This is a genomic window from Streptomyces sp. P9(2023) (genome assembly GCF_032436795.1).
GTDB lineage: Bacteria > Actinomycetota > Actinomycetes > Streptomycetales > Streptomycetaceae > Streptomyces.
In genome coordinates, this window is sequence record NZ_JAUPWM010000043.1 from 1 (window position 1) to 12,530 (window position 12,530).

At 74.4% G+C, this 12,530-nt stretch carries 10 protein-coding genes and 2 tRNA genes; 3 read left to right on the forward strand and 9 right to left on the reverse strand.

What is annotated here, in order from left to right:
- The first annotated feature begins 4 nt into the window (after nt 1–4).
- Nucleotides 5–76 (forward strand) — tRNA-Val (locus Q5762_RS32210).
- Nucleotides 77–117: 41 nt separating this feature from the next.
- A tRNA-Val gene (locus tag Q5762_RS32215) sits at nt 118–192 on the forward strand.
- Nucleotides 193–268: 76 nt separating this feature from the next.
- Here Q5762_RS32215 and Q5762_RS32220 read toward each other — a convergent pair.
- The 4 genes from Q5762_RS32220 to Q5762_RS32235 all read right to left on the reverse strand — a co-directional run bounded on the left by Q5762_RS32220 (nt 269) and on the right by Q5762_RS32235 (nt 2,871).
- Complete coding sequence (locus tag Q5762_RS32220) at nt 269–565, reverse strand: zf-TFIIB domain-containing protein (RefSeq protein ID WP_315895820.1); 297 nt, start codon at nt 563–565, stop codon at nt 269–271.
- 40 nt (nt 566–605) lie between these two features.
- On the reverse strand, nt 606–1,556 hold the full coding sequence (locus Q5762_RS32225; RefSeq protein ID WP_315895821.1) for an aminoglycoside phosphotransferase family protein: 951 nt from the start codon (nt 1,554–1,556) through the stop codon (nt 606–608).
- 725 nt (nt 1,557–2,281) lie between these two features.
- The gene (locus Q5762_RS32230; protein ID WP_315895822.1) at nt 2,282–2,449 is read right to left on the reverse strand and encodes a hypothetical protein; all 168 of its coding nucleotides are present in this window, start codon (nt 2,447–2,449) and stop codon (nt 2,282–2,284) included.
- A gap of 188 nt (nt 2,450–2,637) precedes the next feature.
- Complete coding sequence (locus Q5762_RS32235) at nt 2,638–2,871, reverse strand: hypothetical protein (protein ID WP_137990476.1); 234 nt, start codon at nt 2,869–2,871, stop codon at nt 2,638–2,640.
- 195 nt (nt 2,872–3,066) lie between these two features.
- Here Q5762_RS32235 and Q5762_RS32240 point away from each other — a divergent pair, with 195 nt between their 5' ends.
- Nucleotides 3,067–4,224 carry a protein kinase domain-containing protein gene (locus Q5762_RS32240; protein WP_315895823.1) on the forward strand — a complete coding sequence of 386 codons (1,158 nt, stop codon included), beginning with the start codon at nt 3,067–3,069 and terminating at the stop codon, nt 4,222–4,224.
- Nucleotides 4,225–4,415: 191 nt separating this feature from the next.
- On the opposite strand, the gene Q5762_RS32245 is transcribed toward Q5762_RS32240, so the two are convergent.
- From Q5762_RS32245 to Q5762_RS32265, 5 genes are all read right to left on the reverse strand, one after another.
- Nucleotides 4,416–5,234, reverse strand: a complete 819-nt coding sequence (locus Q5762_RS32245) for an RNA methyltransferase (protein ID WP_315895824.1) — start codon at nt 5,232–5,234, stop codon at nt 4,416–4,418.
- Nucleotides 5,235–5,288: 54 nt separating this feature from the next.
- A complete protein-coding gene (gene cobA / locus Q5762_RS32250; protein ID WP_315895825.1) occupies nt 5,289–6,530 on the reverse strand; it encodes a uroporphyrinogen-III C-methyltransferase in 1,242 nt (413 codons plus the stop codon).
- 252 nt (nt 6,531–6,782) lie between these two features.
- Entirely contained in the window at nt 6,783–10,274 is a 3,492-nt protein-coding gene (gene cobT, locus Q5762_RS32255; protein WP_315895826.1) for a nicotinate-nucleotide--dimethylbenzimidazole phosphoribosyltransferase, read from the reverse strand.
- A gap of 330 nt (nt 10,275–10,604) precedes the next feature.
- Nucleotides 10,605–11,810, reverse strand: coding sequence for a precorrin-6y C5,15-methyltransferase (decarboxylating) subunit CbiE (gene cbiE / locus Q5762_RS32260; RefSeq protein ID WP_315895827.1), 1,206 nt, complete (start codon nt 11,808–11,810; stop codon nt 10,605–10,607).
- Nucleotides 11,811–11,879: 69 nt separating this feature from the next.
- Nucleotides 11,880–12,515, reverse strand: a complete 636-nt coding sequence (locus tag Q5762_RS32265) for a GNAT family N-acetyltransferase (protein WP_315895828.1) — start codon at nt 12,513–12,515, stop codon at nt 11,880–11,882.
- Nucleotides 12,516–12,530: the final 15 nt, after the last annotated feature.

Below are 12,530 nucleotides of genomic sequence, written 5' to 3' on the forward strand. Positions count from 1 at the left end.
TCCCGCGCGATTAGCTCAGCGGGAGAGCGCTTCCCTGACACGGAAGAGGTCACTGGTTCAATCCCAGTATCGCGCACGCAATACAGCCTGACCTGCGGCTTTCGAGCCGTGGTTCCCGCGCGATTAGCTCAGCGGGAGAGCGCTTCCCTGACACGGAAGAGGTCACTGGTTCAATCCCAGTATCGCGCACCATACGTTCGAAGCCCCCGGCCGCCTCTCGCGGCCGGGGGCTTCGTCGTACCCGCTCCTGTCGCCAGGAGCGGGGGTGTCAGGAGGAGAACAGCATCCGGCCGAAGCCGCGCTGGTGGTGACCGCCGTGGTGTCCGCCGTGGTGGCCACCGTGCTGCGGGGCGCCCCATGCGGGCGCGGCCGGGGCACCGTGCGCCGGGTAGGCCGGCGGGGCGGGCGCGGGCGGGGCCTGCTGGACCCACTGGGACTCCAGCCGGGTCAGGGACTCCAGCTCGCCGTAGTCCAGGAATATCCCGCGGCAGCCGCTGCACTGCTCGATCTGGACGCCGTTGCGGTTGTACGTGTGCATCGCTGCGTGGCACTTCGGACACTGCATGGTCGGCTCAACTCCCTGCCGTACGAATGGTGCTTTCAGCTTAGGGGGACGCGGGCGGGGCCAACTCGGTTCGGAGCGAGGCGATTCGGGCGCAGGTGTCGATCATCACTTCCTCGACCTCGTCGAGGGGGCGGTTCTCGGCGGTGGACTTGGCGAGGGCGAGCGCGGCGGTCTGAACGGTCAGGACGCGGGCGGGGACGTCGAGTTGGGGCCAGGGGTCGGGGTCGGCGGCTCGGGTGTCGACGGCCGGGCCGCCGGCCTCGCGGTACGCGTCGAGGAACCGCGACCAGACGTCCGGGGGCAGGATCCCGGCGGCGAACCAGGCGGCGGGGCGGGCCAGGTCCCAGGCCGGGTCACCGAGGCCGAGGTCGTCGACGTCGATGAGGACCCAGGGGGCGTGGGGGTGGCGGGGGTCGCGGACAAGCTGGCCGAGGTGGAAGTCGCCGTGGCAGAGGAGGGGGCGGGTCGCCGGCTCCTCGGGGATCGTGCGCCAGGCGCGGAGCACCGTCTCGACGGCGGGACCGGGCGCGCCGGAGCGGCGCATCCGCTCGACGGCGAGGGCGGCTTTGACAGGCGCCCGCATCGGCGGGACGGGGAGACCGGGGGGCGGCGGGGTCCGGTGCAGCCGGGCGAGGAGCCGCGCGGCGTCCTCCCAGGGGGCGGCGTCGGGATCTGCGGGGTCGACGGGGGTGCCGTAGGGCCAGACGGAGAGGAGGCGGGCGCCTATGGGGGGCGTGGGGTGGGTGTGGGGCGGGAGCAGGACGCCGTCCAGGGGGCGGTGGCCGGCGACGGCGACGCGGGTCGCGTGGGCGTGGGGGTGGGTGCCGGGGGCGTGGGCCTTGACGACGACGGCGCCGTGCCGGACGACGGTGCCGTCGGCACGATCGGCGAGCACGGTGGCTGTGTGCGGGGCGCAGGGGCAGGCGGGGTCGGCCTGATGCGCCGCGTGCCGGGCGAGGGCGCTGAGCTGTTCGATGTCGGCGTGCTCCACCTGGGGAGGGTACGTGGTGGGGGGCGGGGGCTTGCCTTGCCGGGGGCGCGAAGGGGGCTTCCGCCGCTGCCGGGCGCCTTGGGCTCCCCAACGCCCTCCCGGCGGGGCGCGCCCGCCGTGGGCCCAAAGGCGGCTCCCCCACCCCACCCCTTCCCGAAACCCCGCCGGGGGCTGGTGGGGGTGATGGGGGTTGTCGGGGCTCCGCCCCGTGCCCCGACAGCGGCAGCTTCGCGCCACAGGAGGGCGCAGCCGGGGGTGGGGGTGTTGGAGGCTCCGCCGCCGTCCCCTGGCGGCGGCAGCTTCCCACCACAGGGGGGCGTACCCGGGGGTGCGGGTATCGGGGCTCCGCACCCCGGTGCCGGCACCGGCGGCTTCGGGCCGCAGCAGGGCGCACCTGGGGGTGGGGGTGTTGGAGGCTCCGCCCGCGGCCGCTGGCGGCCGCTGAGCGCCGCAGGAGGCGGCAATGCGTGGGGCTCACCCGCCGCACGGCGCCCGCGCCGAACGCGACCAGAGGTGCCGAGGCCAGTGGAACTGCCGCCCCGTGCCCCGGCAGCGGCAGCTTCGCGCCGCGGGAGGGCATGCAACGTGGCCGCCGGGGAAAAGCGAGGGCCGGTCAGCTCCCCAGCTGACCGGCCGCACGCTGCCGTCCGCCGCACCCCCGTCCCCACGGGGTTGTTGGCCGGATGTCCCCGACCCGGGCCGCTCTCCCGGGTCCGGGGCGCCGCTCAGCGCCCCAGCATCACGCCCACGGACGACGCTTGTGTGACCACTGCGTCCCAGCCGCCGAAGGCGACGACCAGCAGGGTCGCGAGAGGGAGGACCATGGCTGTCGCCACCAGGGGGTGGCGGCGGCCCGAAGGACGGGTGGTGATCCGCGATACCGGGTACGCCATGGTTCCTCTCCTGTCGTGGATGGCAGCGGCGGGTGTCTGACCTCGGGGGACGAGTGCTCCACCCGCCGCTTGTCTTCAACACTAGGGACCCGCCGCCGCCCGGACGTCATGCCCGCGTATCGAATACCGGGCCTACGGGAGGATGACGCGTACCCCTACGGCGTACTCCCCTGGGTGGAGAGCCCCTCCTAGGACTGAGGGTCTTCCCTGAGGGGGACGGGCTGCTCGACCAGTGCGAGGACCCGGCTCGCCATGAAGCGGGCCGTCCGGACGACCACCCCCGTGCGCGTGACTTCGCTCACTTCCACCACCCCTCGCCGTACCGCCGTCTCCACCCTGCGGCCCGCCCGGCTTGCCACCACTTCGTACGTCCGTGTCGTGTCCCCCGCGTCCACGACTATCTCCACGCGATCGCCCTTCATCGGTCGAATCCCCCCTTTTGTATTGGGTGTTGGAGAATCCCTTCGTCAGGACGTTCCTTTTCGTGCTCGTCCTGACCATCCCTCAAGTGTCCTCCCCAGCACTGACAATCGATCCCCGCGCGAGGGCGCGGCCTATGAGCACACCGGGGCGTCAATACGTAAGCTGTGCCACGTCGAACGGACGAGGGGACGGACATGGCGATGATGCGGCTCCGGCGCGAGGATCCGCGGATCGTCGGGTCGTTCCGGCTCCACCGCCGGCTCGGGGCCGGTGGGATGGGGGTCGTGTACCTGGGATCCGACCGGCGCGGGCAGCGCGTCGCCCTGAAGGTGATCCGGCCGGACCTGGCCGAGGACCAGGAGTTCCGGTCGCGGTTCGCCCGCGAGGTCTCCGCCGCCCGGCGGATCCGCGGTGGCTGTACGGCCCGGCTCGTCGCCGCCGACCTGGAGGCCGACCGCCCCTGGTTCGCCACCCAGTACGTCCCCGGTCCCTCCCTGCACGACCGGGTCGCCGAGGAAGGCCCGCTGCGCGCCGCCGACGTCGCCGCGATCGGCGCCGCGCTCTCCGAGGGCCTGGTCGCCGTCCACGAGGCCGGTGTCGTGCACCGGGACCTCAAGCCCTCGAACATCCTGCTGTCCCCCAAAGGCCCCCGCATCATCGACTTCGGCATCGCCTGGGCCACCGGCGCCAGCACCCTCACCCACGTCGGCACCGCCGTCGGCTCCCCCGGCTTCCTCGCGCCCGAACAGGTGCGCGGCGCGACCGTCACCCCGGCCACGGACGTCTTCTCGCTCGGCGCCACCCTGGCGTACGCGGCCATGGCGGACTCCCCCTTCGGGCACGGCAGTTCCGAGGTCATGCTCTACCGGGTCGTGCACGAGGAGCCGCAGCTGAGTGGCGTACCGGACGCGCTGGCCCCGCTCGTCCGCGCCTGCCTGGCCAAGGATCCCGAGGACCGTCCGAGCACACTGCAGCTGTCCATGCGGCTCAAGGAGATCGCCGCCCGCGAGGCGCAGGGGCTGCCCGCCGCCCGCCCGCCGGCGCAGCGGGAGCGTACGGAGCAGGCGGCCACCGGCAGCCGGCCCACGGAGCGGTACACCGAACGCACCACGGAAGGCCGGGCCCAGGGTTCCGCCCCGCGGCCGTCCTCGTCGCGTACCGGCGGTCGGCCGGCCGCGCCGTCCCGGCCCAACGGGCGCCCCGCGCCCTCCCGGCCCGGCGGCGCGCGCACCACCTCCACCGGCCGGCGGCCCGCCAACCCCCGGCTGCTGCGCCAGCGGCTCTTCGTCTTCGTCGTGGTGACGTTGGTGGTGGCGCTGGGGATCGCCGCTGCGCAGGCTCTGCAGGGGTAGGTCGGCGGAGGTCCCGGCGCTTTCGCGTCGGGCCAGCGGCGTCAGCCGCTGTGTGGTCCCGCCCTGCCGCGTCAGCCGCTGTGTGGTCCCGCCCTGCCGCGTCAGCCGCTGTGTGGTCCCGCCCCTGCCGCGTCAGCCGCTGTGTGGTCCCGCCCCTGCCGCGTCAGCTGCCGTCCCGTCCGTGCTCCCCGTCAGTCCTGCGGGCGGCCGCTCGCCACCGCGTAGAAGGCCACGGCCGCCGCCGCGCCCACGTTCAGCGAGTCGACTCCGTGCGCCATCGGGATGCGGACCCATTCGTCCGCCGCCCGCAGTGCCTGGGTGGAGAGGCCCTCGCCCTCCGCACCGAGCATCAGCGCCGCCCGTTCCAGCTTGTGCGGGGCCGCCACGTCGATCGGGGAGGCCTTCTCGTCAGGAGTGAGGGCGAGCAGCTTGAAGCCCGCCTCCCGTACCGCCTCCAGGCCGCGCGGCCAGGTGTCCAGGCGGGCGTACGGGACCGAGAAGACCGCGCCCATGGAGACCTTCACCGAGCGGCGGTACAGCGGGTCCGCGCAGTCCGGCGACAGCAGCACCGCGTCCATGCCCAGCGCGGCCGCGCTGCGGAAGATGGCGCCGATGTTGGTGTGGTCGTTGACCGACTCCATCACGGCGACCCGGCGGGCCGGGCGGAGCAGTTCCTCCGCGCTCGGCAGCGGCTTGCGCTGCATGGAGGCGAGGGCGCCGCGGTGCACGTGGTAGCCGGTGACGCGCTCGGCGAGCTCCGGCTGCACCGCGTAGACGGGCGCCGGGACCTCGTCGATGACGTCGCGCATGACGTCGACCCACTTGGCGGAGAGCAGCATCGACCGCATCTCGTACCCGGCCCGCCTGGCCCGGCGGATGACCTTCTCGCCCTCGGCGATGAACAGTCCCTCGGCGGGTTCGCGCCTGCGGCGCAGCTCCACGTCGGTCAGGCCGGTGTAGTCGCTCAGGCGCGGGTCGTCGGGGTCGTCGATCGTGATGAGTTCGGCCACGTGGTGATACTGCCTTGTCCGGGGTGCGGTGCCAATGTGTCGGGGTGGGACGGGTCAGCTCTGGTGCTTGCGCAGCTTCTCCGGGTTCTCCGTCACCACGTCGCCGATCACGATGACCGCCGGCGGGCGGACCTGCTCGGCCCTGACCGTCTCCGCGACGGTCGCCAGCGTGGCGTCCACCCGGCGCTGGGCGGCCGTGGTGCCCTCCTGGACCAGGGCCAGCGGCGTGTCAGGGGACTTGCCGTGCGCGATGAGCGCCTCGGCGATCTTCCCGATCTTGTCGACGCCCATGAGGATGACGAGGGTCCCGGTCAGCTTGGCGAGCGAGGCCCAGTCGACGAGCGAGCGCGGGTCGTCGGGCGCCACATGGCCGCTGACGACGGTGAACTCGTGGGCCACACCGCGGTGCGTGACCGGGATACCGGCCGCGCCGGGGACCGAGATCGAGCTGGAGATGCCGGGGACGACCGTGCAGGCGATGCCCTCCGCCGCCAGCGCCTGGGCCTCCTCCATGCCACGGCCGAAGACGAACGGGTCGCCGCCCTTGAGCCGTACGACCGACCTGCCGGCCCTGGCGTGCTCGATCAGCGCGTTGTTGATGGCCTCCTGCGCCATGAAGCGGCCGTACGGGATCTTCGCCGCGTCGATCACCTCGACGTGCGGGGGCAGTTCGTCGAGCAGGTCGCGCGGGCCGAGGCGGTCGGCGATGACCACGTCGGCCTCGGCGAGGAGCCGGCGGCCGCGGACCGTGATCAGGTCGGGGTCGCCGGGGCCGCCGCCGACGAGGGCGACGAAGGGGGTACGGGAGCGGTGGTGCGGCGCGGCGATCGAACCGTCCCGGAGGCCCTCGACGATCGCGTCGCGCACGGCGGCGGAGCGGCGGGGGTCGTGGCCGGTCAGCACGGCGACGGTCACGCCCTCGCCGCGGCCGGTCGCCGGGGTCCAGGCGGTGGCCGCCTCGGCGTCGTCGGACCGTACGCACCAGGTCTTGGTCCGCTCGGCCTCGGCGGACGCGGCCGCGTTGGCGGCGGGGTCGCTGGTGGCGACGAGCGCGTACCAGGCGTCGGCGATGTCGCCGTCCTCGTAGCGGCGCTTCACCCAGGTGATCTCGCCGGTCTCCGCCATCGCCTCGACGGAGGGGGTCGCGGAGGGAGAGACGAGGGTGATCGCCGCGCCGGCCGCGATCAGGGCGGGGAGGCGGCGCTGGGCCACCTGGCCGCCGCCGAGGACGACGACGCGCCGGCCGGAGAGACGGAGTCCTACGGGGTAGGCGGGGTGCGCGGCGTGCTCGGCCATGGGTGTGCGGCTCCTCGGAGGGGCGGGGCGTGTACGGGGCCGCTGCGGCGGTGAAGCGGCTGGTGGGGACCGGTGCCCACGATATCGGTCACCGGGGGTGGGCACGCTGTGACCCTTGTCCCGCCCCCGTGTGCCCTTGCGGACGCGTTCCGCTCATGGGCCCCTGTACCCGGAGGCCGTTGCGCTGTACAGGGCAACGGCCTCCGGGTGGGGTGCACGGGGCGGACGCGCCCTCAGGGGCGCCTGTGCGTGCTACTTCTCCGTCACGCCCGCCGAGTCGAACGTCGCCACCTCGTGCATCGCCCGGGCCGCGCTCTGGACGATCGGGAGGGCGAGGAGGGCGCCGGTGCCCTCGCCGAGGCGGAGGTCGAGGTCGACCAGGGGGCGCAGGCCCAGCTTGTTGAGGGCGGCCACGTGGCCCGGCTCGGCGCTGCGGTGGCCCGCGATGCAGGCCGCCAGGGACTCGGGGGCGATCGCCCGCGCCACCAGTGCCGCCGCGCCCGTCGATACGCCGTCGAGCACGACCGGGACGCGCAGCGAGGCCGCGCCCAGGATCAGGCCGACGAGCGCCGCGTGCTCCAGGCCGCCGATGGCCGAGAGGACGCCGATGGGGTCCGCCGGGTCGGGCTGGTGGAGGTCCAGGGCGCGGCGGACCACGTCCACCTTCCGCGCGTGCATCTCGTCGTTGATGCCGGTGCCTCGGCCGGTCACCTCGACCGGGTCGACGCCCGTGTACACCGAGATCAGGGCCGCGGACGCGGTGGTGTTCGCGATGCCCATCTCGCCGGTGAGAAGGGCCTTGTTACCGGCGGAGACGAGGTCGCGCGCGGTCTCGACGCCCACCTCGATCGCCGCCAGGACCTCGTCCCGGGTCATCGCCAGGCCGGTGGTGAAGTCGGCCGTGCCCGCGCGGACCTTGCGGGGAAGCAGGCCGGGCGTGGCGGGGAGGTCGGAGGCGACGCCGACGTCGATGACGCAGACCTCGGCCCCCACCTGGTTGGCGAAGGCGTTGCAGACCGCTCCCCCACCGAGGAAGTTCGCGACCATCTGGCCGGTCACCTCCTGCGGCCAGGCGGTGACGCCCTGGGCGTGCACGCCGTGGTCACCCGCGAAGATCGCGACGGCCGCCGGTTCGGGGATGGGGGGAGGGCACATCCGGGACAGGCCGGCCAGCTGTGCGGAGATGATCTCCAGCATGCCGAGCGCCCCGGCGGGCTTCGTCATGCGCTTCTGCCGCTCCCACGCCTCGCCGAGCGCCTTGGCGTCCAGCGGGCGGATGTTGGCGACCGTCTCCTGGAGCAGGTCGTGCGGCTCCTCGCCGGGCAGCGCCCGGCGGCCGTACGTCTCCTCGTGGACGACCCAGGACAGCGGGCGGCGCTTGGACCAGCCCGCCTGCATCAGCTCGGGCTCCTCGGGGAACTCGTCGACGTAACCGACGCAGAGGTACGCGACCACTTCGAGGTGCTCGGGCAGGCCGAGGGTCCGGACCATCTCCCGCTCGTCGAAGAAGCTGACCCAGCCGACGCCGAGGCCCTCGGCGCGGGCGGCGAGCCAGAGGTTCTCGACGGCGAGGGCCGAGGAGTACGGGGCCATCTGCGGCTGCGTGTAGCGGCCGAGGGTGTGCCGGCCGCCCCGGGTGGGGTCGGCGGTCACGACGATGTTGACCGGGGTGTCGAGGATGGCCTCGATCTTCAGTTCCTTGAACTGCTTCGCCCGCGCCTTGGGCAGCGACTTGGCGTACGCCTCGCGCTGACGCTGGGCCAGTTCGTGCATCGTCCGGCGGGTCTCCGCCGAGCGGATGACGACGAAGTCCCAGGGCTGGGAGTGCCCGACGCTGGGGGCCGTGTGGGCGGCCTCCAGGACGCGGAGCAGCACCTCGTGCGGGATCGGGTCGGAGCGGAAGCCGTTACGGATGTCCCGGCGCTCGCGCATGACGCGGAGAACCGCTTCCCGCTCGGCGTCGTCGTAGCCGGGAGCGGGTGCGCCGACGGCCTCCGCGAACGCCGGTTCTTCCGCTTCCGCGGATTCCTCGTGGGCGGGTTCCGCCACGGCCACTTCCTCGTGGGCGGGTTCCGCGACCGCTGCTTCTGCTTCTACTGCTGCTTCTGCGTCGGCGGCCTCGCCGACTACGGGCTCCGCTACGGCTGCTTCCTCGGGGAGGGATTCCGCTACGACAGCCTCGTCGGGGACGTCTTCCGCTGCGGCGACTTCCTCGGCGGCGGGCTGCTCGGCAGCGGGCTCGTCGGCTGCGGGCTCGTCGATCGTGTCGAGTGCTTCGCCGGACAGTTCCGCCGGGGCCTCCACAGCCGCCTCGGGCGTGTCGGCCACCGGCTCTTCGGCCACGGCCTCCGCGGCGGCCTCCGCGACCGGCTCGGGCTGATCCTGCTCGGGCGCGACGGGCGCCTCGGGGGCCTCCGGGGCCTCTGCCGCCTCGGGCTCCGACGGTGCCTCCGGGGCGACTTCCTCCACCGGGGGTACGGGTCCGGCGGCGGCCGGGCCGCCGTCGCGCGGGGCCGGTACGGGGGCGGGGGTGACCTCCACGGGAGCTTCCACCGGGACGGGCGCCTCGGCCACCAGCTCCCCGGCCACCGGCTCCTGGGCCGGCACCGACTCCTCGACCGGCTCCGGTGTCGGCTCCGGAACCGACACCGGCTCCGGCAACGGCGTCGGTGCCAGGTGCGGGGTCGTCGGGACCGTGCCCTCGACCGGGACGAACTGGCCGACCGTTTCTGCGGGCACCTGGGGCTGCGGGTCCCACGGAACGGCGCCCTGCGGCGGGATGTCGCCGAGCTGGGGCGCGACCGGGGCGGCCGGCTGCTCCTGGGGGATGTCGAGGTACTCGAGGCCGGTCGTGGGCGGACCCGCGACCCGGGCCGGCAGCGGCGTGGGCGCCGTCGCGGCGACCGGGGCGGCGGGCGCCGGCATGGGGGCGGCCATGGGTGCCGGGGCGGCGGCGGGGCCTCGGTCGGCGAGGGAGCGGACAACTCCGCCGCTCTCCGGGACGGGCGGGCCCATGTGCAGCGGGCGGCGGGCGGGCGGCGGGGTCGGAGCCGCGGCCGGCGGCGGTACGCGGACGCCGCCGAGGTCGACCGAACCGCTGTCGCGGCCGGCGGCCTCGTGGGCGCCGGTGTCCAGGATCCCGGGCTCGTAGCCGTGGTCGGTCACGACCTCGGCCCCGACCGGCACGCCGTGCGCGGGGGTGGACGACGGGACCTGGCCCGGCTCCGCGAACGTGGGCACACCCTGCGCGGGCTCGGGCGCCAACGGCACGCCGTGCGCGGGGGTCGGGACGACCGGGGCGGGCTCCGCAGCGGCCGGGACACCGTGCGCCGGGGTGGCGACGGCCTCGTGCACGACGGCCTCGTGCGCGAGGGCCTCGTGCGCGACAGCCCCGTGCGCGAGGGCCTCGTGCGCGAGGGGCGCGGGCGGCGCCATCGGGGTCTGGGCGGCCAGGGCGTCGGCGATCGGGCCGGCCAGCGGGTCGGTGAGCTGGGCGCCGACCGGCTGCTGACCCGGCATCATCCCGGGGGCAGGCACGGCGACGGGCGGCGCGGGCACGGCGCCCGGCTGGTGCTCGCTCCAGGCGCCCTGGGCACCCGGCATCAGAAGCAGGTCGTCGTCCTCGGCTGCGCTCTCGGAGGGGTCCAGGAAGGTGTACGCGCCCGGAGCGGGGATGCCCGGCTGCTCGACCATGCCTGCGTTCTCCGGCAGCCCCTCGCCCGGGACCTGGCCGGTGTCCGTCATGCGTACCCCTCGCCCATCGGTTGTGCTCCTTCAGACCTTCGCCCGTCAACAAGAACGAGCGGGCGCCCCGTGCGGCACGAATGACGCGCGGGCACCCCAGCATTGTCGCGGCCATCGGCCGTCGTGACAGGCGGATCCGCCACGGTTTGCTGTGGACTGCGCCACGTCGCGCGTCCCCCCGTTGCCGCGTACCACATCAGGGCCCATCGGGCACCCGATCCGGGTCATTGCCGAACAAAGCGTCGAGGGTCCCGGTGCGGTACGACGATCGGCCAGCCTACCTGCCCCGCCGGGTTGGCATGGTCACGGGTGGGGGCCGCCGGGGCGGAGTCAGGCGGAGGTCGACCGGCGCCCGGCGAGCAGGAAGACGGTGGTGCGGTCGCGTTCCGACCAGTCGTCAGGATCGAGGCCGACGCTCTGCAGGAGGGCGCATTCGACGGTGTAGCCGCCGTCGGCGAGTGCCGCGCCGATGGCCTCGGCCTCGTCGCGGGTGGAGGCGTGGGCGACGATCCGTTCGGGCCTGCGGTCGGTGCAGGCGATGACGACGGGGACGCCGCCGCCCCCGATCCGTACGACGTCGGGTTCGGGCAGTCGTTCCAGGACGTGCGGGGCCCGGCCCCGTACGGCCTGGAGCTGGACGCCCTGGCGGCGGGCGGCCGCCTCGGTGCGGGCGCAGGCCTGCGGGTCGGCGTCGACGGCGATGACGGCGGCTCCGAAGCGGGCGGCCTCCACCGAGAGGGCGCCGCTTCCGCAGCCGATGTCCCAGACGAGGTCGCCGACGCGGGGGCCGAGCCGGGCGAGCTGGGCGGCGCGCAGGGTGCGGTCCTCGCCGCTGCCGCCCCGGGCGCCGGTGGGCTCGTCGGGGGGCAGGGCCCAGCCGCGTACGGCCGGGGTCTCCTGGCCCATGAGCCAGCCGCCGGGCGGGGCTCCGGCGCTGCCGCCGATGACGATGACCACGTTGGGGTCGCGCCAGGCGTGGTCGGCGGCCTTGTCGGAGGTGAGCACGGTGACCTGTTCGCGGTCGGTGCCGAGCTCCTCGCAGATGACGAAGGTGCGGTGGACGCCGTCGAGGAGGAGGGCGAGTTCGGCGGGTCCCGCGCCGGGCGAGGTGAGGACGGCGACCTTGGGGTGGGCGCGGCAGACGTTGACGGCGCGGCGCAGGGTGCGCTGGTGGGCGACGACGATCCGGGCGTCGTCCCAGGGCATGCCTGCGCGGGCGAAGGCGGCGGCGACGGAGGTGACGGCGGGGACGACCTCGACCTCAAGGCCGTGCTCGGGGGCGCGGAGGGTGCGGACGACGCCGAAGAAGCCGGGGTCGCCGTCGGCGAGGACGACGGCTGTGCCGCGGTGGCCTGCGATACGGCGGGCGGCGAGGTCGACGCTGCCGAGGCGGATCCTTTCGGCGGCGGGCGGGACCTCGGGCAGTGCGAGGTGGTGCGCGGCACCGGCCACGAGCGTGGCGGCGGCGAGCGCGGACCGGGCCGCTGCGGTGAGGGGCGAGCCGTCCCAGCCGATCACCGTGACCCGGTCGGCCATCGTCGTCTGTCTCCTGAGGTCTTGTCGCAGGTCGGGGGGTGTCGAGGGTACCCGGGATCGGTTGCGGGCTCAGCTCCAGTCGGTGAAGGAGGAGTAGCCGGCCTCCGCCATCTGGTCGGCGACGCCTTCCAGGTCCTCGGGGAGCAGTCCCCAGACGATGAAGTCGGTGCGCAGGTCGGCCAGGGTGCCGTCCTCGGTGCGGGTGCGGGCTATGCAGGCACCTCTGAGCACGCCTTCGCTGATGCAGCCGATCTTCTGGGCGACCTGCTGGGAGGCGGTGTTGTCGGCGGCGGTGCGCAGCTCGATGCGTTCGAATCCCTGGTCGCCGAAGAGCCACTGGGCGGTGGCGAGGGCGGCTTCGGAGGCGTAGCCCTCGCCGCGGGCCCAGGGGGCGACGATGTAGGACATCTCGGTGGAGCGGACGCGCCAGTTGGTGTTGCTGAGTTGGACGATGCCCACGAGGCGCTGGGTGAGGAACTCGGTGACGGCGAGGTCGAGGCCTCGGCCGGCGGTGCGTTCGGTGGGGGCGTACTCGGTGATCCAGCGGTGGGCGGCGTCCTCGGTGTAGGGCTGGGGGACGGCCGTCCAGGCCGCCACCATCTCGTCGTTCATCATCTCGGCGAGGGCGGGCGCGTCGGCCTCTTCGAGCGCACGCAGCACCAACCGGTCCGTGTTGATGGAGATGTCCGGAAAGGTGGTAGTCATGCTCAGCTCCATGCC

Bases quoted from the DNA above. Each gene is read 5' to 3' on its own strand.
- Q5762_RS32220 (WP_315895820.1), bottom strand. From the start codon at position 565: ATGCAGTGTCCGAAGTGCCACGCAGCGATGCACACGTACAACCGCAAC.
- Q5762_RS32230 (WP_315895822.1), bottom strand. From the start codon at position 2,449: ATGGCGTACCCGGTATCGCGGATCACCACCCGTCCTTCGGGCCGCCGC.
- Q5762_RS32235 (WP_137990476.1), bottom strand. From the start codon at position 2,871: ATGAAGGGCGATCGCGTGGAGATAGTCGTGGACGCGGGGGACACGACA.
- Q5762_RS32240 (WP_315895823.1), top strand. From the start codon at position 3,067: ATGGCGATGATGCGGCTCCGGCGCGAGGATCCGCGGATCGTCGGGTCG.
- cobA (WP_315895825.1), bottom strand. From the start codon at position 6,530: ATGGCCGAGCACGCCGCGCACCCCGCCTACCCCGTAGGACTCCGTCTC.
- cobT (WP_315895826.1), bottom strand. From the start codon at position 10,274: ATGACGGACACCGGCCAGGTCCCGGGCGAGGGGCTGCCGGAGAACGCA.
- cbiE (WP_315895827.1), bottom strand. From the start codon at position 11,810: ATGGCCGACCGGGTCACGGTGATCGGCTGGGACGGCTCGCCCCTCACC.
- Q5762_RS32265 (WP_315895828.1), bottom strand. From the start codon at position 12,515: ATGACTACCACCTTTCCGGACATCTCCATCAACACGGACCGGTTGGTG.